Here is a 12,488-nt window from a genome sequence, read left to right as displayed (position 1 = left end):
CACGCCAGAATCCGTCTTGCTGGAATGAGAATTGCGGGAACTCAGATTTCCATTTTTTCGAAATCGTCCACGCGACTTTCCGTACCTGACTTGGCGCCGCCGCCCAGCAGCTCGGCCATGAGCCGGGCGGCGGGCGGCTCGAGCGGATCTTCCGCCGAGACGCAGATCTCCAGCGCGCGGCTCGCCCAGGGTTCGTCCAGGCGCACGAGCCGCAGGCCCAGCGCGTCCGCGAGGGGCCGCAGCGCGTCTTCAGGCAGGATGCCGACGCCCAGGCCGTGGCGGATCATCTGGCACATCACCTCGAAGCTGCGGACCTGGACCCGCAGCTTCAGGTAGCGTCCGGCGTCCCGCGCGCGATCCGTCACGAGGCGATGGATCGCCGTGCCGGCGTCGAGCGAGACGAGGTCTTCGTCGAACAGGGTTTCGAAGCGCACGCCCTCGCGGCTTGCGAGCGGATGGTCCGCCGGTACGGCCACAGCGAGGCGATCCTCGGCGTAAGGGTAGGTGATCAGGCCCTGGGTGGCGGCGCCGCGAACGATGACCCCGATGTCCGCCTGCCGGCGCTGCACGGCCTCGACCGTCTCCACGGTCGGGCGCTCCTCCAGGTCGAGCTTGATCTCGGGATGCGCCTTGGTGAAGCGGGCGAGGTCCGAGGCAAGCCGCTGCACCAAGGCGGAACTTGAGCCGAACACCTTCACGCGGCCCCGAATTCCGGTCCGGTGCTCCGCCATGTTGGCGGCGAACTGCTCCGCGAGGCGCAGCACCGTACGGCCGTAGCGAAGCATGGTGACCCCGGCCGCCGTGGGCTCGACCCCATGCGGTCGGCGCAGGACCAGGTCGGCTCCCGCTTCCTCCTCGAGAAGCTTCACCCGGCGGCTCGCGGCCGAGACGGCGATGTTCATCTGCTCCGCCGCGCGGCTGAGGCTCTTGGTCTCGCACATGGTGACGAAGAGACGCAGGCTGAGGAGGTCGTGCCGGAACATGGGCCCATGATGCTGGCGCAGGCGGCTCTCCGCCAGCAAATAACGCCTCCTCGCCCGGCGCCGGCGCCGTACCACCGGCCTGCGCTTCTGCTGCCTCTCGGATGACCTGCGGAACCCGGGCGCCCGGGGCGGGGTTCAGAAAGCCCTAAGTCTTTCACAACCGGTCCGAAGGCCGCTCTGGGACCCGCCCCGCCGGCTCCCCTGCCGCTTCCCCGCCCGGCCATGGCCCTTGGAGGCGAAATGACCCAGGTCGACGTCCCCGAACGCCCGCGCGCGCTCCTGCATCCCGGACTGGTCGCGTCGGGCGCGACCTTGCTGATCGCCGGCTTCGTCAGCGACATCCTGTACTGGCGGACCCTGCTCTTCCAGTGGAACAACGTCTCGCAATGGCTGGTGGCCGCCGGCCTCGTCCTCGCGCTGCTGGCGGCCATCGCCTTCGTGGTCGACCTTGCCACGAAGCGGGTTGGGCGGATCGCCTGGCTGCGCTTCGCCGGGCTCGCCGTCGCGGCCGTGCTGGGGCTGGTCAACGCCTTCGTGCACAGCCGGGACGCCTACACGGCCGTGGTCCCGCAGGGGATCATCTTGTCCGCGATCATCACGGTCATCCTTCTCGTGGTGGGCCTGACGGGCGGCTGGTCGCTCGCTTCCCGCCGTATCGCGCCGCTGCCGCCAACCCGGGACGCCCGCCTATGATCCGCCGCCTGATTCACGGGACCCTTGTCCTCGCCTCGGTTCTGGCCCTGGCCGCCTGCAACGAGGACGCTGGCGATCCCAGTTCCCAATACGGCGGCGATCCCAAGCTGCCCGAGCCGCACCAATACCTGCTTCCGCCCATGAAGGTCATGCCGGCCGTGGGGTGGAAGTCCGGCGAGACGCCCACTGTGGCGGCCGGCCTGCAGATCAAGGCCTTCGCCGCCGACTTCCTCCATCCGCGGATCGTCTATCCCCTTCCGAACGGCGACGTCCTCGTCGTGGAGTCGAATGGAAAGGGCGGGCCCGTCTACCGGCCCAAGGACTTCATCGAAGGCAAGATCAAGGGGCTGGCCGGCTCCGGCGCGCCCGCCGGCCAGCGGATCAGCCTGCTCCGCGACCAGGACGGCGATGGCGTTCCGGAAGTCCGCACCATCTTCATCGACCACCTGAATTCGCCCTATGGCGTCGTCCTGGTGGGGAGCGACCTCTACGTCGCCAACACGGACGCCATCCTGCGCTTTCCCTACACGCCCGGGGCCACGCAGATCACACAACCCGGCGACAAGCTGACCGACCTGCCGGCGCAGTCGCCCAACCACCATTGGACGAAGGCGATGACCGCCAGTCCCGACGGCTCCAAGCTCTATGTGGGCGTCGGATCCAACAGCAACATCACCGAGAACGGCATCGGGGCCGAGCAGGACCGGGCCGCCATCTGGGAGGTGGACCGCGCCACCGGCATGAAGCGGATGTACGCCGGCGGGGTGCGCAATCCGACCGGCCTCGCTTTCGAGCCGACCACGGGCAAGCTGTGGGCGATCGCCAACGAGCGCGACGAAATCGGGCCCGACCTGGCGCCGGACTACCTGACATCCGTCCAGGAAAACGGCTTCTACGGCTGGCCGTACAGCTACTGGGGCCAGCACGTGGACATCCGGGTCCAGCCGCAGCGGCCGGAACCGGTGGCCAAGGCCATCAAGCCCGACTACGGGCTCGGCTCCCATGTGGCGCCGCTCGGCATGGCCTTCACCCAGGCCAACAGCTTGCCGACCCAATTCCACAACGGCGTCTTCATCGGCGAGCATGGCAGTTGGGACCGCAATCCCGTGTCCGGCTACAAGGTGGTGTTCGTTCCGTTCCAGGACGGTCGCCCCAGCGGGCCGCCGCAGGACGTGGTGACCGGCTTCTTCGCGAACGACAAGACGAGAGGCCGCCCCGTGGGCGTCGCAATCGACAAGACAGGCGCGCTGCTGGTCGCCGACGACGTCGGGAACACGGTCTGGCGTGTCACGGCCGCACAGGCCAAGTCGGCTGCGGTCGCGCCCCAGCGCTGACGTCCAGAGCCGCTCGGGCCTTGCGGCTGGCCTCGGGCGATCGGGCCGCGCGCGACAGAAACCGGCCTGCGGGACCAGGCTTTGACCCGCTTTTCAACGCAGCCCGCGCTTGAAACTTGTCAGATCGCGCCCGGGAACATGGCAGGCATGTGCCCGGGCGCCTTGCAAAATGGGCTCGAGCGGCGCATTTTCCAGTTTGGAAATTTTCTAATCTGGTGCGCCGATGCCGCGAGACCTGGCCGAGACAGCCTGCCCCAAACACCAACATGACGCCGGGGTCCACGAGCACGGCTCCTTCGAGCCCATGGCCGTGGCGCGCATCGTGGCGGCCGCGGCAGGCGCGGGAGTCGTCTGGTTCTGGCCCGGACGGACCGCGGACGCGCTCGCCGTGGCCGCGCTGCTCTTCGCCGGCTGGCCGATCCTGCGCGAAGCCGTGTCGAACCTGCTGGCCCGCCGCATGACCATGGAGCTCTCCATGGCCATCGCAGTGGTCGCGGCTGCGGCCATCGGGGAGTTCTTCACGGCCCTGGTGGTCGCGCTTTTCGTGCTCGCGGCCGAGGAACTGGAGCATCTGACGGTCGCGCGTGGCCGGGTCGCCATCCACGACCTCGTCGCGTTCATCCCGCCCCAGGCGACCGTGCGCCGCGAGGGCGAACTCATCCAGGTCGCGGTCGCGGAGATCCGGCCGGGTGAGTGCGTCGTGGTCGCCCCGGGCGGCAAGATCCCGGTGGACGGCGTCGTGGTTGCCGGCCACTCCTATGCGGACCAGTCGCGCATCACGGGCGAGTCCATGCCGGCGGAGAAGTCGGCCGGCAGTTCCGTTTTCGCAGGCTCCATCAATCAGATGGGCATGCTCGAGATCCAGGTGGAGCGGGTCGGCCGCGACACCAGCTACGGGCGCATCATCGAAGCCGTGGAGGCCGCCGAGCAGTCGCGCGCGCCAGTTCAGCGGCTGGCCGACCAACTTGCAGGATACCTGGTCTATTTCGCATTGGCCGCGGCCGCGTTGACCTGGCTGATCACGCGCGACCTGCGGGACACCATCTCGGTCGTCATCGTGGCCGGCGCCTGCGGGATCGCGGCCGGCACTCCGCTGGCCATCCTGGGCGGCATCGGACGCGCCGCCAAGCTCGGCTCCATCATCAAGGGCGGCGTCCACCTGGAGACGCTGGGGCGCGTCGACACGGTCATCCTCGACAAGACGGGCACCCTGACCCTTGGGCGGCCCGTCGTGCAGGAGTTGCGTCCGGCGGCGGGCGTCTCGGCCGGCGAACTTCTCGCGGCCGCAGGCTCGGCGGAGATCCACTCGGAGCATCCGCTCGCGAGAGCCGTGGTGGAGGAGGCCCGGCGCACGAAGGCGGCGCTCGCTGAACCCGCGTCGTTTTCCTACACCGTCGGGCGCGGCGTGACCGCCCTGGTGGACGGCGCCACGGTCCTCGTGGGCAACCGCAAGCTGCTGGCCGACGCGGGCGTGGACGTTCCCGCCCGCGAGACTGGGTTGCCCGGCTCCGACATCGTGGTGGCCCGGGAAGGCCGCTTTCTGGGCGAGATCATCGTGGCCGATGTCGTCCGCCCGGAGGCGCGCGGGGCGATGGCCGCTCTTCAGGCCATGGGCGTACGCACCTTGCTCCTCACCGGCGACACCGCCGAAGTCGCGGGCCGCGTCGCGGCGGACCTGGGGATCGCCGAGGTCGGGGCGGACATGCTGCCGGAGGACAAGCTCGCGCGCGTGGAGGCCCTCGTCGCATCCGGACATCGGGTGGCCATGGTGGGTGACGGCGTCAACGACGCTCCGGCCCTGACAGCAGCGAGCCTGGGCGTCGCCATGGGCTCGGGCGCGGACGTGACCAAGGAGAGCGCCGATGTCGTGCTGATCGGCAACGACCTCGGCAAGCTGGTCGAGACCATTCGCATCGCCCGGCGCACGCGCGCCATCATCTGGCAGAACTTCGCCGGCACTCTGGCTGTGGACGCGGTCGGGATCGTCCTGGCCGCCGTCGGGCTGCTCAACCCCATGCTGGCCGCGTTCATTCACGTCGGCTCCGAGATCGCCTTCCTGTTGAACTCGGCCCGGCTGCTGCCCGCCGCCGAGCGGTTCCGGCCCGAGCGGAATGCATCCATCCAAAGGGCCACGCCCAAGGAGGCCTGAGATGCACCCGCTGCACCGCGAAGCCCACCTGATCCAGCGCATCGGCTGGCTGCGCGCCGCCGTGCTCGGGGCCAACGACGGGATCATCTCCACGGCGAGCCTTGTCGTCGGCGTGGCCGCCGCGGCGGCCGGGCCCGGCGAGGTGATCGTCGCCGGGGTCGCCAGCCTCGTCGCCGGCGCCATGTCGATGGCGGCCGGCGAGTACGTCTCGGTGAGCTCCCAGGCGGACACCGAAGAGGCTGACATGGCCCGCGAGCGACGCGAACTTGCGACCATGCCGGAGGCCGAGCTCGAAGAACTCACCCAGATCTACGTCGCCAGGGGCGTCGAGCCCGATCTGGCCCGCAAGGTGGCGGAGCAGATGACGGCGAAGGACGCGTTCGGGACGCACGTGCGTGACGAACTCGGGATCGTCGAGCACGTGACAGCCCGCCCCGTGCAGGCCGCGCTGACCTCGGCCGCGACTTTCGCCACGGGGGCTTTGCTGCCCCTCGCCATCGCCCTGCTGGCGCCAACCCAGTGGACGAGCATCGCCGTCTCCGGCGGCTCGCTGGTCGGACTCGCTCTGCTCGGAGCCGTCGGAGCCCAGGCCGGCGGGGCCGGCGTGCTGCGGCCCACGGTTCGGGTGACATTCTGGGGCGCGGTCGCCATGGCGGCGACGGCCCTGATCGGCGCGCTCGTCGGGCGCGCCGTCTAAGCCCAACCCATTCGATCCTGGAGGAGGCAGTCCATGACGACGGCGCGCTACTCGAAGACGATGATCGTCCTGCACTGGGTGATGGCGGTTCTGATCCTGGCGGCCTGGCTGACCTCGGAGGGCGGCCGGCACGTGCGGGAGAATCCGCCTGTGCTGCACTTCTGGCTCGGCTTTTCCGTCCTCGTCCTGGTGATACCGCGGATCATCTCGCGGCTCCTGGGCGGCGCTCCCGAGATGGAGGCGCCCCGGCGGCCGTTGCTCGACCTCGCGGCCCGGGCCGGGCACTGGGTCCTGTACGCCTTCATGATCCTGCTGCCCCTGACCGGCTGGTATGCCGCCGGCCGGCTCGGCGTTCCGGTGACCTTCTTCGGCCTGCCGCTCCCCGCGCTCGCCGCTCCGGTGCAGGGCGCGCCCGGCTGGATCGCCGAGGTGCACGAAACCGGCGGCACGGTGCTCCTCTGGCTGGCCGGGTTCCACGCCGTGCTCGCGCTCTGGCACCAGTTCGTGCTGCGCGACGGCACGCTGACGCGCATGAGCCTGGTCAGGTGACCGACGAGGCGCTTGCCCGCGACCTGAAGCTCCGAGCGAAGCGCTGATGCGCTTCGCATCGAGCCGTCGCGTTACGCGCGGCTTCGCGTGCGCGGAAACAGCGTCGACGGGAACCGGAGCAGGTCGAGGGACCGGTCATAGAGGCGGTTGCCGAAAGGAACGACATGGCGCCCGAGCGGGCGCTCCGCGGCGGCCGCCAGCAGGGAACAGGCGCCGGCCACCATCGCGGACCCGGCCATGTCGATCGGGAAGTGCACGCCGAGATAGACGCGCGCCCAGGCGACCGCCACGCCCGCGAGGCACACCACGATTCCCCAGAAGCGGGATGCGCCCGTCGCCAGCAGCCCGAGGCCGATCGTGAACATGAACGTGCCGTGGTCGCTCGGGAAGGAGTTCTCCGCCGCGTGCGGGGAGAGGGTATGGCCAAGCCCGATCATGAACGGACGCGGCTCGTACCAGAGATGTCCCAGCAGCTGGTTCACTCCCAGCGCGACCAGGGTCGCGCCGGCCGTGGCCAGCAGGGCGGCCCTTTTGCCATGGTCGCCCCAGGCCCAGCTGGCGACCAGCACCAGCGCCACCGCGACCACGACATCGTTGGCCACGAAGGACGCGAACGCCACCAGCGCGCCATCCGGGTGGGCGCTCGCATTGATCAGAAGAAAAAGGCGCTCGTTCAAGGCCAGCATCGCGTTCCTTTCAGGCTTTCCGCCGCGGACCACGCGCCTCGGCCAGAGCGAAATCTGCCCCGCATCGTGGCTGAAGTAAGATGCTGTCCTGCGCCTGCGTCCGAAGCGGACGCCCGTCTCCGGTTCGCCGGATCTTGAGCCGGATCAATCCCGGCGTACGGGCAAGGCCGATCATGGCCTGAAAGGCGCGCCATCATGTCGACGGCCGCCGCGGCGCGGCCCATTCGCAGCGGGAGAACGCCATGGAGTACACGTTTCATCGCACCGTCCCGGGCTCCTTCGACGAAGTCGTGAGCCGGGTCACGGAGGCGCTCAAGGCTGAGGGCTTCGGGGTTCTGTCGGACATCGACGTCCAGGCCACCCTGAAGGCGAAGCTCGGGGAGGACTTCCGGCCCTACCGCATTCTGGGCGCCTGCAACCCGCCGCTGGCCCACAAGGCGCTGTCGAACGAGCCGAGGGTAGGCGTGATGCTGCCGTGCAACGTGGTGGTCCAGCAGACGGGCGAGCAGCAGGTCGAGGTCGCGGCGATCAACCCCGCCGCGCCGATGCAGGCGATCGGCAACCCGGCGCTGGACAGCGTCGCCACGGAAGTGGGCACGCGCCTGTCCCGCGTGGTCGCGTCTCTGTAGCCGAGGCGTAGCGGGGGAAACGCGGCTTCACCGGCGCCCGGGGGCGGAGCAGCCCGTCTCCCGTTGCGTTGCCAAGGACCCCGGTCTTCAGGGCCTCGCAGGAGGTCTCCAAGAGATCCCGCGAGCTGCGGATGACCTACGGCTACGTGATCCGGCCGCGCGCGGCCACCGGGAGTTCGCCCACGATCTCGTCCCCGCGCACGGCGACCAGCCGGTCCACCATGTTCACCACCACGCACACGTGGTTGGGCACGACCCGCACCACGTCGCCCACCTTCGGGCGGTCGTTGCAGGCCCTGAGGTCCAGGAACCCGTGCTCCTCCGCGAACTGGGCGATGCGCGCCTCCGGGTGCTCCAGGATGAGGCCGTGCCCGTCGAGCCCCGCGCCCGTGTCGCTGGTGAGCGTCTTGGAGCCGGCGTCCAGGATGCCCCGCTCGGGCGCGGCGCGGCTGACCACGGTGGCGTAGACGGTGAGCGCGCAATCGTCGAGCCCGGCCATGCCGGCGCGCATCATCATGCGGTCGTTGAACACGCAGGTGCCCGCCCGGTGCTCGGTGACGCCCTTGACTTTGTCGAGGTTGGCGAGGTTCGGCGTCCCGCCCGACGAGATCACGCGCGCCTCCAGGCCCGCGTCGCGCAGTCCGGCGAGGGTCTCGTCCAGGAAGGCCTGGGTCTCGGCCATCCGGGCCTCCGGCGGGTAGAGCATCAGCCCGGCGAAGGCGAGGCCCGGGCGGGACGCGATGTCCCTGGCGAGCGCCACGGCTTCCGCGGGGGTCTCGACCCCGGCGCGCTTGCGGCCGGTGTCGCACTCCACCATCACCTCGAGGTCCCGCCCGCCGATGCGCGCCGCCTCGGGCAGTCCGGCGACCACGGTCGGGTTGTCCGCCGCGACCCGCATCCGGGTCGACTGCAGCAGGCGGCCGAGGCGGCCCATCTTCTCTTCGCCCAGGAGGTTGTAGGTGATGAAGATGTCGTCGAACCCGGCGGCCGCCATCACCTCCGCTTCGCCGATCTTCTGGCAGGTGATGCCCTGCGCGCCGGCGTCGCGCTGCATGCCGGCGATCACCGGGCTCTTGTGCGTCTTGATGTGCGGCCGGTTGGCGACGCCCGCGGAGTCGCAGAGCGACTGCACGCGGGCGATGTTGCGCTCGACCACGTCGAGGTCGACCACGACCGCGGGCGTTCCGAAACGGCGGGCGACCTCGGCCTTCAGGGCGGCGATGCTCATCGGCCGATCCTTATCGACGAACCAGCAGGATGGCCTCGACCTCGACCGCCATGCGGTTGGGCAGCGAGCCCATGCCCACGGCCGAGCGGGCGTGGCGGCCGGCGTCGCCGAGCACCTCGACAAGCAGGTCCGAGCAGCCGTTGATCACTTTCGGCTGGTCGGCGAAATCCGGCTCCGCGTTGACCATGCCCAGCAGCTTCACCACGGCCTCGATGCGCGACAGTTCGCCAACCGCCTGCTTGGCCACCGCCAGCAGGTTGAGGGCGGTGAGGCGCGCCTCCGCGTAGCCTTCCTCCACGGTCATGTCGCGGCCGAGCCGGCCCTGCTTGTAGGTCCCGTCCGCCCGCTTCGGGCCCTGGCCCGACAGGTAGAGCAGGTCGCCCGCCCAACGGAACGGCACGTAGTTGGCCACTGGCACAGGCGCGCTCGGTAGCGTCAGGCCCAGGGAAGCGAGCTTTTCTTCGGGGGTCATGAGGTGGGCTCCTGTGCTGTGCGATCTCAGAGACGATTTCGATAGCGAACGGACATTGCGCCGTCGTTGCGAGCGAAGCGAAGCAATCCAGCCCTGGCCGCCGGTGGATTGCTTCGTCGCTGCGCTCCTCGCAATGACGAGGAGAAGCCTCAGGCTTCGTGCCAGACCTTGCCGGCGATAACGACGCCCTTGGCTGCGAGGCGCTGCTCGCCGCGCAGGCGTTCGCCGGTCGAGTCGACGTAATCGTGCGCGCCGAAGTCCAGCGACAGGATGGAGGCGTCGCCCGCAGCGCCTTCCTTGAACGTGCCGAGGTCCGGCCGCTGCAGGGCCGCGGCGGCGTTCTGCGTGGCGCTCTTCACCACTGTGGGAAGGTCCAGGCCGAGGCACAGGAACTTCGACATGGTGGTCAGCAGGTCGAAGGCCGGCCCCTCGATGCAGAGCGCGTGGACGTCGCTGGAGATGGTATCCGGCAGGAAGCCGTTGGCCAGCATGGTCCGAGCCGTGCCGAAGGAGAACGACCCCATGCCGTGGCCGATGTCGAACAGCACGCCGCGCTTGCGGGCCTCCAGCACGGCCGGAAGCACCTTGCCCTCGGCCGTCGCCGGCGTGTTGGGGAAGGGGCGGAAGCAGTGGGTCAGGATGTCGCCTGGCCGCATCAGGGCCAGCACGTCCTCCAGGGTGGGAGGGGGGATGTCGATGTGCACCATCATGGGCATGTCGATCCGGTCCGCCACCTGGCGGGCGATCTGCAGCGGCACCAGCCCCGAATTCCCGGAGGCGTTCATGCCGACGCGCACCTTGATGCCGGCGAGCGTGTCGCGGTTGGCGTTGGCGACCTCGACGGCGTCGATCGGGGCCATGAGGCGCAGGTCGCCGCTCTCGCCCACCATCACGCGCTTGGAAAAGCCGTAGATGCCCGCGAAGGAGACGTTCAGGTAGGCGATGATCCGCACCGGCGAGGGCTTGATCATGTGCTCCAGGAAGCCTGGATAGTTGCCCGGCCCGGCGCTGCCCGTATCCACCAGCGTGGTCACGCCGCCGCGGCCGAGCAGCAGGGGATCCACGCCGAGCGACGTGCCGCCCCAATACACATGCGTGTGGAGGTCGATCAGACCGGGGGTGACGATTCGTCCGGCAGCGTCCACCTTACGGGCCGCGCGCCCGGCGAGCCCGTCGCCCACCGCGGCCACCTTGCCGCCGGAGAAGGCCACGTCGGTGACGCGGTCGAGGTTCTGCGAGGGGTCAACGACGCGGCCGCCGCTGACGACGAGTTCGAAATCCATGGTGAAGCCTCTGAGCGCCACGGGCGCAGTGTGGCATAAAATTACATTGCGCGGCGCCCAGAGGTCAATCTCTCGCGTCCGAGTTCCTGGTTATATTGCACCGCAACACAACCTGGGCAGTTGACACCATGCGAGGCGTGTTAAAAAATTACACCATAGGCGCGGCGACCTGCTGCCCGCCGCAGGGGAGGATGGGATGACGGATTCGGATTCTTTCGGCTGGGCGCCCACGCGCCGCGGCTTCGGGGCCGGCCTGGGCGCGCTCGGGATCGCCGGACTGGCGCCCGGGCTGGCGATGGCCCAGGGCGCACAGAGCGCCAACCTGGCCATGGTCGGCGAGCCGCAGTCGCTGGACCCCATGGCGTCCACGGCCGACCTCGTCAGCATCATCATGCAGCACGTCTATGAGCCGCTGTTCACCTTCGACAAGGACGGCGCCGTGCAGCCGATGCTCGCCGCCGACATGCCGAAGATCGGCGAGGGCGGCAAGCTCTACACCATCGAGCTGCGCAAGGGCGTGAAGCTTCATAACGGCCGCGACCTCGACGCCGAGGACGTCGTGGCCTCCCTGAAGCGCTGGGTGGACATGACGCCGCGTGGCAAGGCGCTGGCCAAGAGCATCGCGTCCATCTCCGCCAAGGGCCCGACCACGGTCGAGATCGCCCTCAACGATCTTCAGCCGGCGCTGCTCGCCCATTTCGCGCTGCCGTCCGGCTACGCCGGCATCATGGCCAAGGAGAGCATCGCCAATCCGCTGGTCGAGTTCGTCGGCACGGGTCCCTACAAGTTCCGCGAGCGCAAGCCGGACCAGTACGTCGTTCTCACCAAGTTCGACGGCTACGTCTCCCGCTCGGAGCCGGCCAGCGGCTACGCCGGCAAGAAGGAAGCCAAGATCGCGGAACTGCGCTTCATTCCCGCGCCTAACGCCAACACCCGCGTGGAAGGCGTGGTGGCCGGCCAATACCACTTCGCCGACCAGTTGCCGGTGGAGTCGAGCAAGAAGCTGTCGAGCTCCGGAAGCGCCAAGGCGGTGCTGACCATGCCATACGGCTTCCCGTACTTCCCGACCAACACCAAGCAAGGGCCCATGGCTGATCTCAAGATCCGCCAAGCCTTTCAGATGGCGCTGAACGAGGAGGAGATCCTCCTGGCGGGCTTCGGCGACCCCAAGTTCTTCGCCCTGGCGCCCTCGCATTTCCCCAAGGGCTCGCCCTTCTACTCGGAGGCGGGCGCCGACAAGTACAACAAGGGCGACGCTGCCGGGGCCAAGAAGCTCCTGGCCGAGGCCAAGTACGACGGGACGCCCATCCGCATCCTCAACTCCAAGCAGTACGACTTCCACCACCGCATGGCGCTGGTGATGGCCGAGCAGCTCAAGGCCGCCGGCTTCACGGTGACCCTCGATGTCGTGGATTGGGCCACGCTGGTGCAGCGCCGCGGCGACCCGGCGCTGTGGGACATCTACATCACGCACTCGGCCTTCTTCCCCGAGCCCATGCTGTCGCCGCCGCAACTCGGCGACGGCGCGCCCGGCTGGTGGAAGACCCCCGCCAAGGATGCCGCGCTCGCCGCGTTCAACGGCGAGCCGAACCCGGCCAAGCGCGGCCCGCTCTGGGCCAAGGTGCAGCAGGTCATCTACGACGAGGTTCCCTACATCCGCGCCGGCAACTTCGGCTCGCTGGCGGGCCTGTCGTCCAAGATGAAGGGCTACACCCCCATGCCGTTCCCGGCCTTCTGGAACGTGGAGTTGGGGTAGCGCTCCCTCGCCGTCATCCCCGGGCTTGT

At 69.3% G+C, this 12,488-nt stretch carries 12 protein-coding genes; 7 read left to right on the top strand and 5 right to left on the bottom strand.

All coding sequences use genetic code 11. From position 1 onward, the window contains the following. Nucleotides 1-41 precede the first annotated feature (41 nt). A complete protein-coding gene (locus SLNSH_RS18090; protein ID WP_210202536.1) occupies nucleotides 42-1,022 on the bottom strand; it encodes a LysR family transcriptional regulator in 981 nt (326 codons plus the stop codon). Nucleotides 1,023-1,223: 201 nt separating this feature from the next. Between SLNSH_RS18090 and SLNSH_RS18085 the strand changes: the two genes are divergently transcribed. From SLNSH_RS18085 to SLNSH_RS18065, 5 genes are all read left to right on the top strand, one after another. Next, a complete protein-coding gene (locus SLNSH_RS18085; protein WP_106338423.1) occupies nucleotides 1,224-1,676 on the top strand; it encodes a DUF2231 domain-containing protein in 453 nt (150 codons plus the stop codon). After that, nucleotides 1,673-3,010 (top strand): PQQ-dependent sugar dehydrogenase, encoded by a 1,338-nt coding sequence (locus tag SLNSH_RS18080; RefSeq protein ID WP_106338422.1) that lies wholly within the window; start codon nucleotides 1,673-1,675, stop codon nucleotides 3,008-3,010. Before SLNSH_RS18085 ends, SLNSH_RS18080 begins: the two co-directional genes overlap by 4 nt. Nucleotides 3,011-3,233: 223 nt before the next feature. Further along, the gene (locus SLNSH_RS18075; RefSeq protein ID WP_106338421.1) at nucleotides 3,234-5,159 is read left to right on the top strand and encodes a heavy metal translocating P-type ATPase; all 1,926 of its coding nucleotides are present in this window, start codon (nucleotides 3,234-3,236) and stop codon (nucleotides 5,157-5,159) included. A gap of 1 nt (nucleotide 5,160) precedes the next feature. Next, on the top strand, nucleotides 5,161-5,856 hold the full coding sequence (locus SLNSH_RS18070) for a VIT1/CCC1 transporter family protein (RefSeq protein WP_106338420.1): 696 nt from the start codon (nucleotides 5,161-5,163) through the stop codon (nucleotides 5,854-5,856). A 33-nt stretch (nucleotides 5,857-5,889) separates the two neighbouring features. After that, a complete protein-coding gene (locus tag SLNSH_RS18065; protein ID WP_106338419.1) occupies nucleotides 5,890-6,405 on the top strand; it encodes a cytochrome b in 516 nt (171 codons plus the stop codon). Between the two features lie 71 nt (nucleotides 6,406-6,476). Here SLNSH_RS18065 and SLNSH_RS18060 read toward each other — a convergent pair whose 3' ends face one another. After that, nucleotides 6,477-7,091, bottom strand: coding sequence for an undecaprenyl-diphosphatase (locus SLNSH_RS18060; RefSeq protein ID WP_106338418.1), 615 nt, complete (start codon nucleotides 7,089-7,091; stop codon nucleotides 6,477-6,479). 242 nt (nucleotides 7,092-7,333) lie between these two features. Between SLNSH_RS18060 and SLNSH_RS18055 the strand changes: the two genes are divergently transcribed. Next, a complete protein-coding gene (locus SLNSH_RS18055) occupies nucleotides 7,334-7,720 on the top strand; it encodes a DUF302 domain-containing protein (protein WP_106338417.1) in 387 nt (128 codons plus the stop codon). A gap of 142 nt (nucleotides 7,721-7,862) precedes the next feature. On the opposite strand, the gene SLNSH_RS18050 is transcribed toward SLNSH_RS18055, so the two are convergent. The 3 genes from SLNSH_RS18050 to SLNSH_RS18040 all read right to left on the bottom strand — a co-directional run bounded on the left by SLNSH_RS18050 (nucleotide 7,863) and on the right by SLNSH_RS18040 (nucleotide 10,703). After that, nucleotides 7,863-8,948: a D-TA family PLP-dependent enzyme gene (locus SLNSH_RS18050; RefSeq protein ID WP_106338416.1), complete on the bottom strand. Its 1,086-nt coding sequence runs from the start codon at nucleotides 8,946-8,948 to the stop codon at nucleotides 7,863-7,865. Between the two features lie 10 nt (nucleotides 8,949-8,958). Next, the gene (locus SLNSH_RS18045; protein ID WP_106338415.1) at nucleotides 8,959-9,420 is read right to left on the bottom strand and encodes a RidA family protein; all 462 of its coding nucleotides are present in this window, start codon (nucleotides 9,418-9,420) and stop codon (nucleotides 8,959-8,961) included. Nucleotides 9,421-9,569: 149 nt separating this feature from the next. Next, nucleotides 9,570-10,703 (bottom strand): amidohydrolase/deacetylase family metallohydrolase, encoded by a 1,134-nt coding sequence (locus SLNSH_RS18040; RefSeq protein ID WP_106338414.1) that lies wholly within the window; start codon nucleotides 10,701-10,703, stop codon nucleotides 9,570-9,572. Nucleotides 10,704-10,899: 196 nt separating this feature from the next. Between SLNSH_RS18040 and SLNSH_RS18035 the strand changes: the two genes are divergently transcribed. Beyond that, nucleotides 10,900-12,459, top strand: a complete 1,560-nt coding sequence (locus tag SLNSH_RS18035; RefSeq protein ID WP_106338413.1) for an ABC transporter substrate-binding protein — start codon at nucleotides 10,900-10,902, stop codon at nucleotides 12,457-12,459. Nucleotides 12,460-12,488 lie beyond the last annotated feature (29 nt).

The organism is Alsobacter soli (assembly GCF_003004785.1).
GTDB lineage: Bacteria > Pseudomonadota > Alphaproteobacteria > Rhizobiales > Beijerinckiaceae > Alsobacter > Alsobacter soli.
Note: the sequence above shows the minus strand (reverse complement) of the source record. Positions and strands in the feature narration are given on the sequence as shown.

Bases quoted from the DNA above. Each gene is read 5' to 3' on its own strand.
- SLNSH_RS18045 (WP_106338415.1), bottom strand. From the start codon at position 9,420: ATGACCCCCGAAGAAAAGCTCGCTTCCCTGGGCCTGACGCTACCGAGC.
- SLNSH_RS18040 (WP_106338414.1), bottom strand. From the start codon at position 10,703: ATGGATTTCGAACTCGTCGTCAGCGGCGGCCGCGTCGTTGACCCCTCG.
- SLNSH_RS18035 (WP_106338413.1), top strand. From the start codon at position 10,900: ATGACGGATTCGGATTCTTTCGGCTGGGCGCCCACGCGCCGCGGCTTC.
- SLNSH_RS18050 (WP_106338416.1), bottom strand. From the start codon at position 8,948: ATGAGCATCGCCGCCCTGAAGGCCGAGGTCGCCCGCCGTTTCGGAACG.
- SLNSH_RS18075 (WP_106338421.1), top strand. From the start codon at position 3,234: ATGCCGCGAGACCTGGCCGAGACAGCCTGCCCCAAACACCAACATGAC.
- SLNSH_RS18055 (WP_106338417.1), top strand. From the start codon at position 7,334: ATGGAGTACACGTTTCATCGCACCGTCCCGGGCTCCTTCGACGAAGTC.
- SLNSH_RS18065 (WP_106338419.1), top strand. From the start codon at position 5,890: ATGACGACGGCGCGCTACTCGAAGACGATGATCGTCCTGCACTGGGTG.
- SLNSH_RS18070 (WP_106338420.1), top strand. From the start codon at position 5,161: ATGCACCCGCTGCACCGCGAAGCCCACCTGATCCAGCGCATCGGCTGG.
- SLNSH_RS18060 (WP_106338418.1), bottom strand. From the start codon at position 7,091: ATGCTGGCCTTGAACGAGCGCCTTTTTCTTCTGATCAATGCGAGCGCC.
- SLNSH_RS18080 (WP_106338422.1), top strand. From the start codon at position 1,673: ATGATCCGCCGCCTGATTCACGGGACCCTTGTCCTCGCCTCGGTTCTG.
- SLNSH_RS18085 (WP_106338423.1), top strand. From the start codon at position 1,224: ATGACCCAGGTCGACGTCCCCGAACGCCCGCGCGCGCTCCTGCATCCC.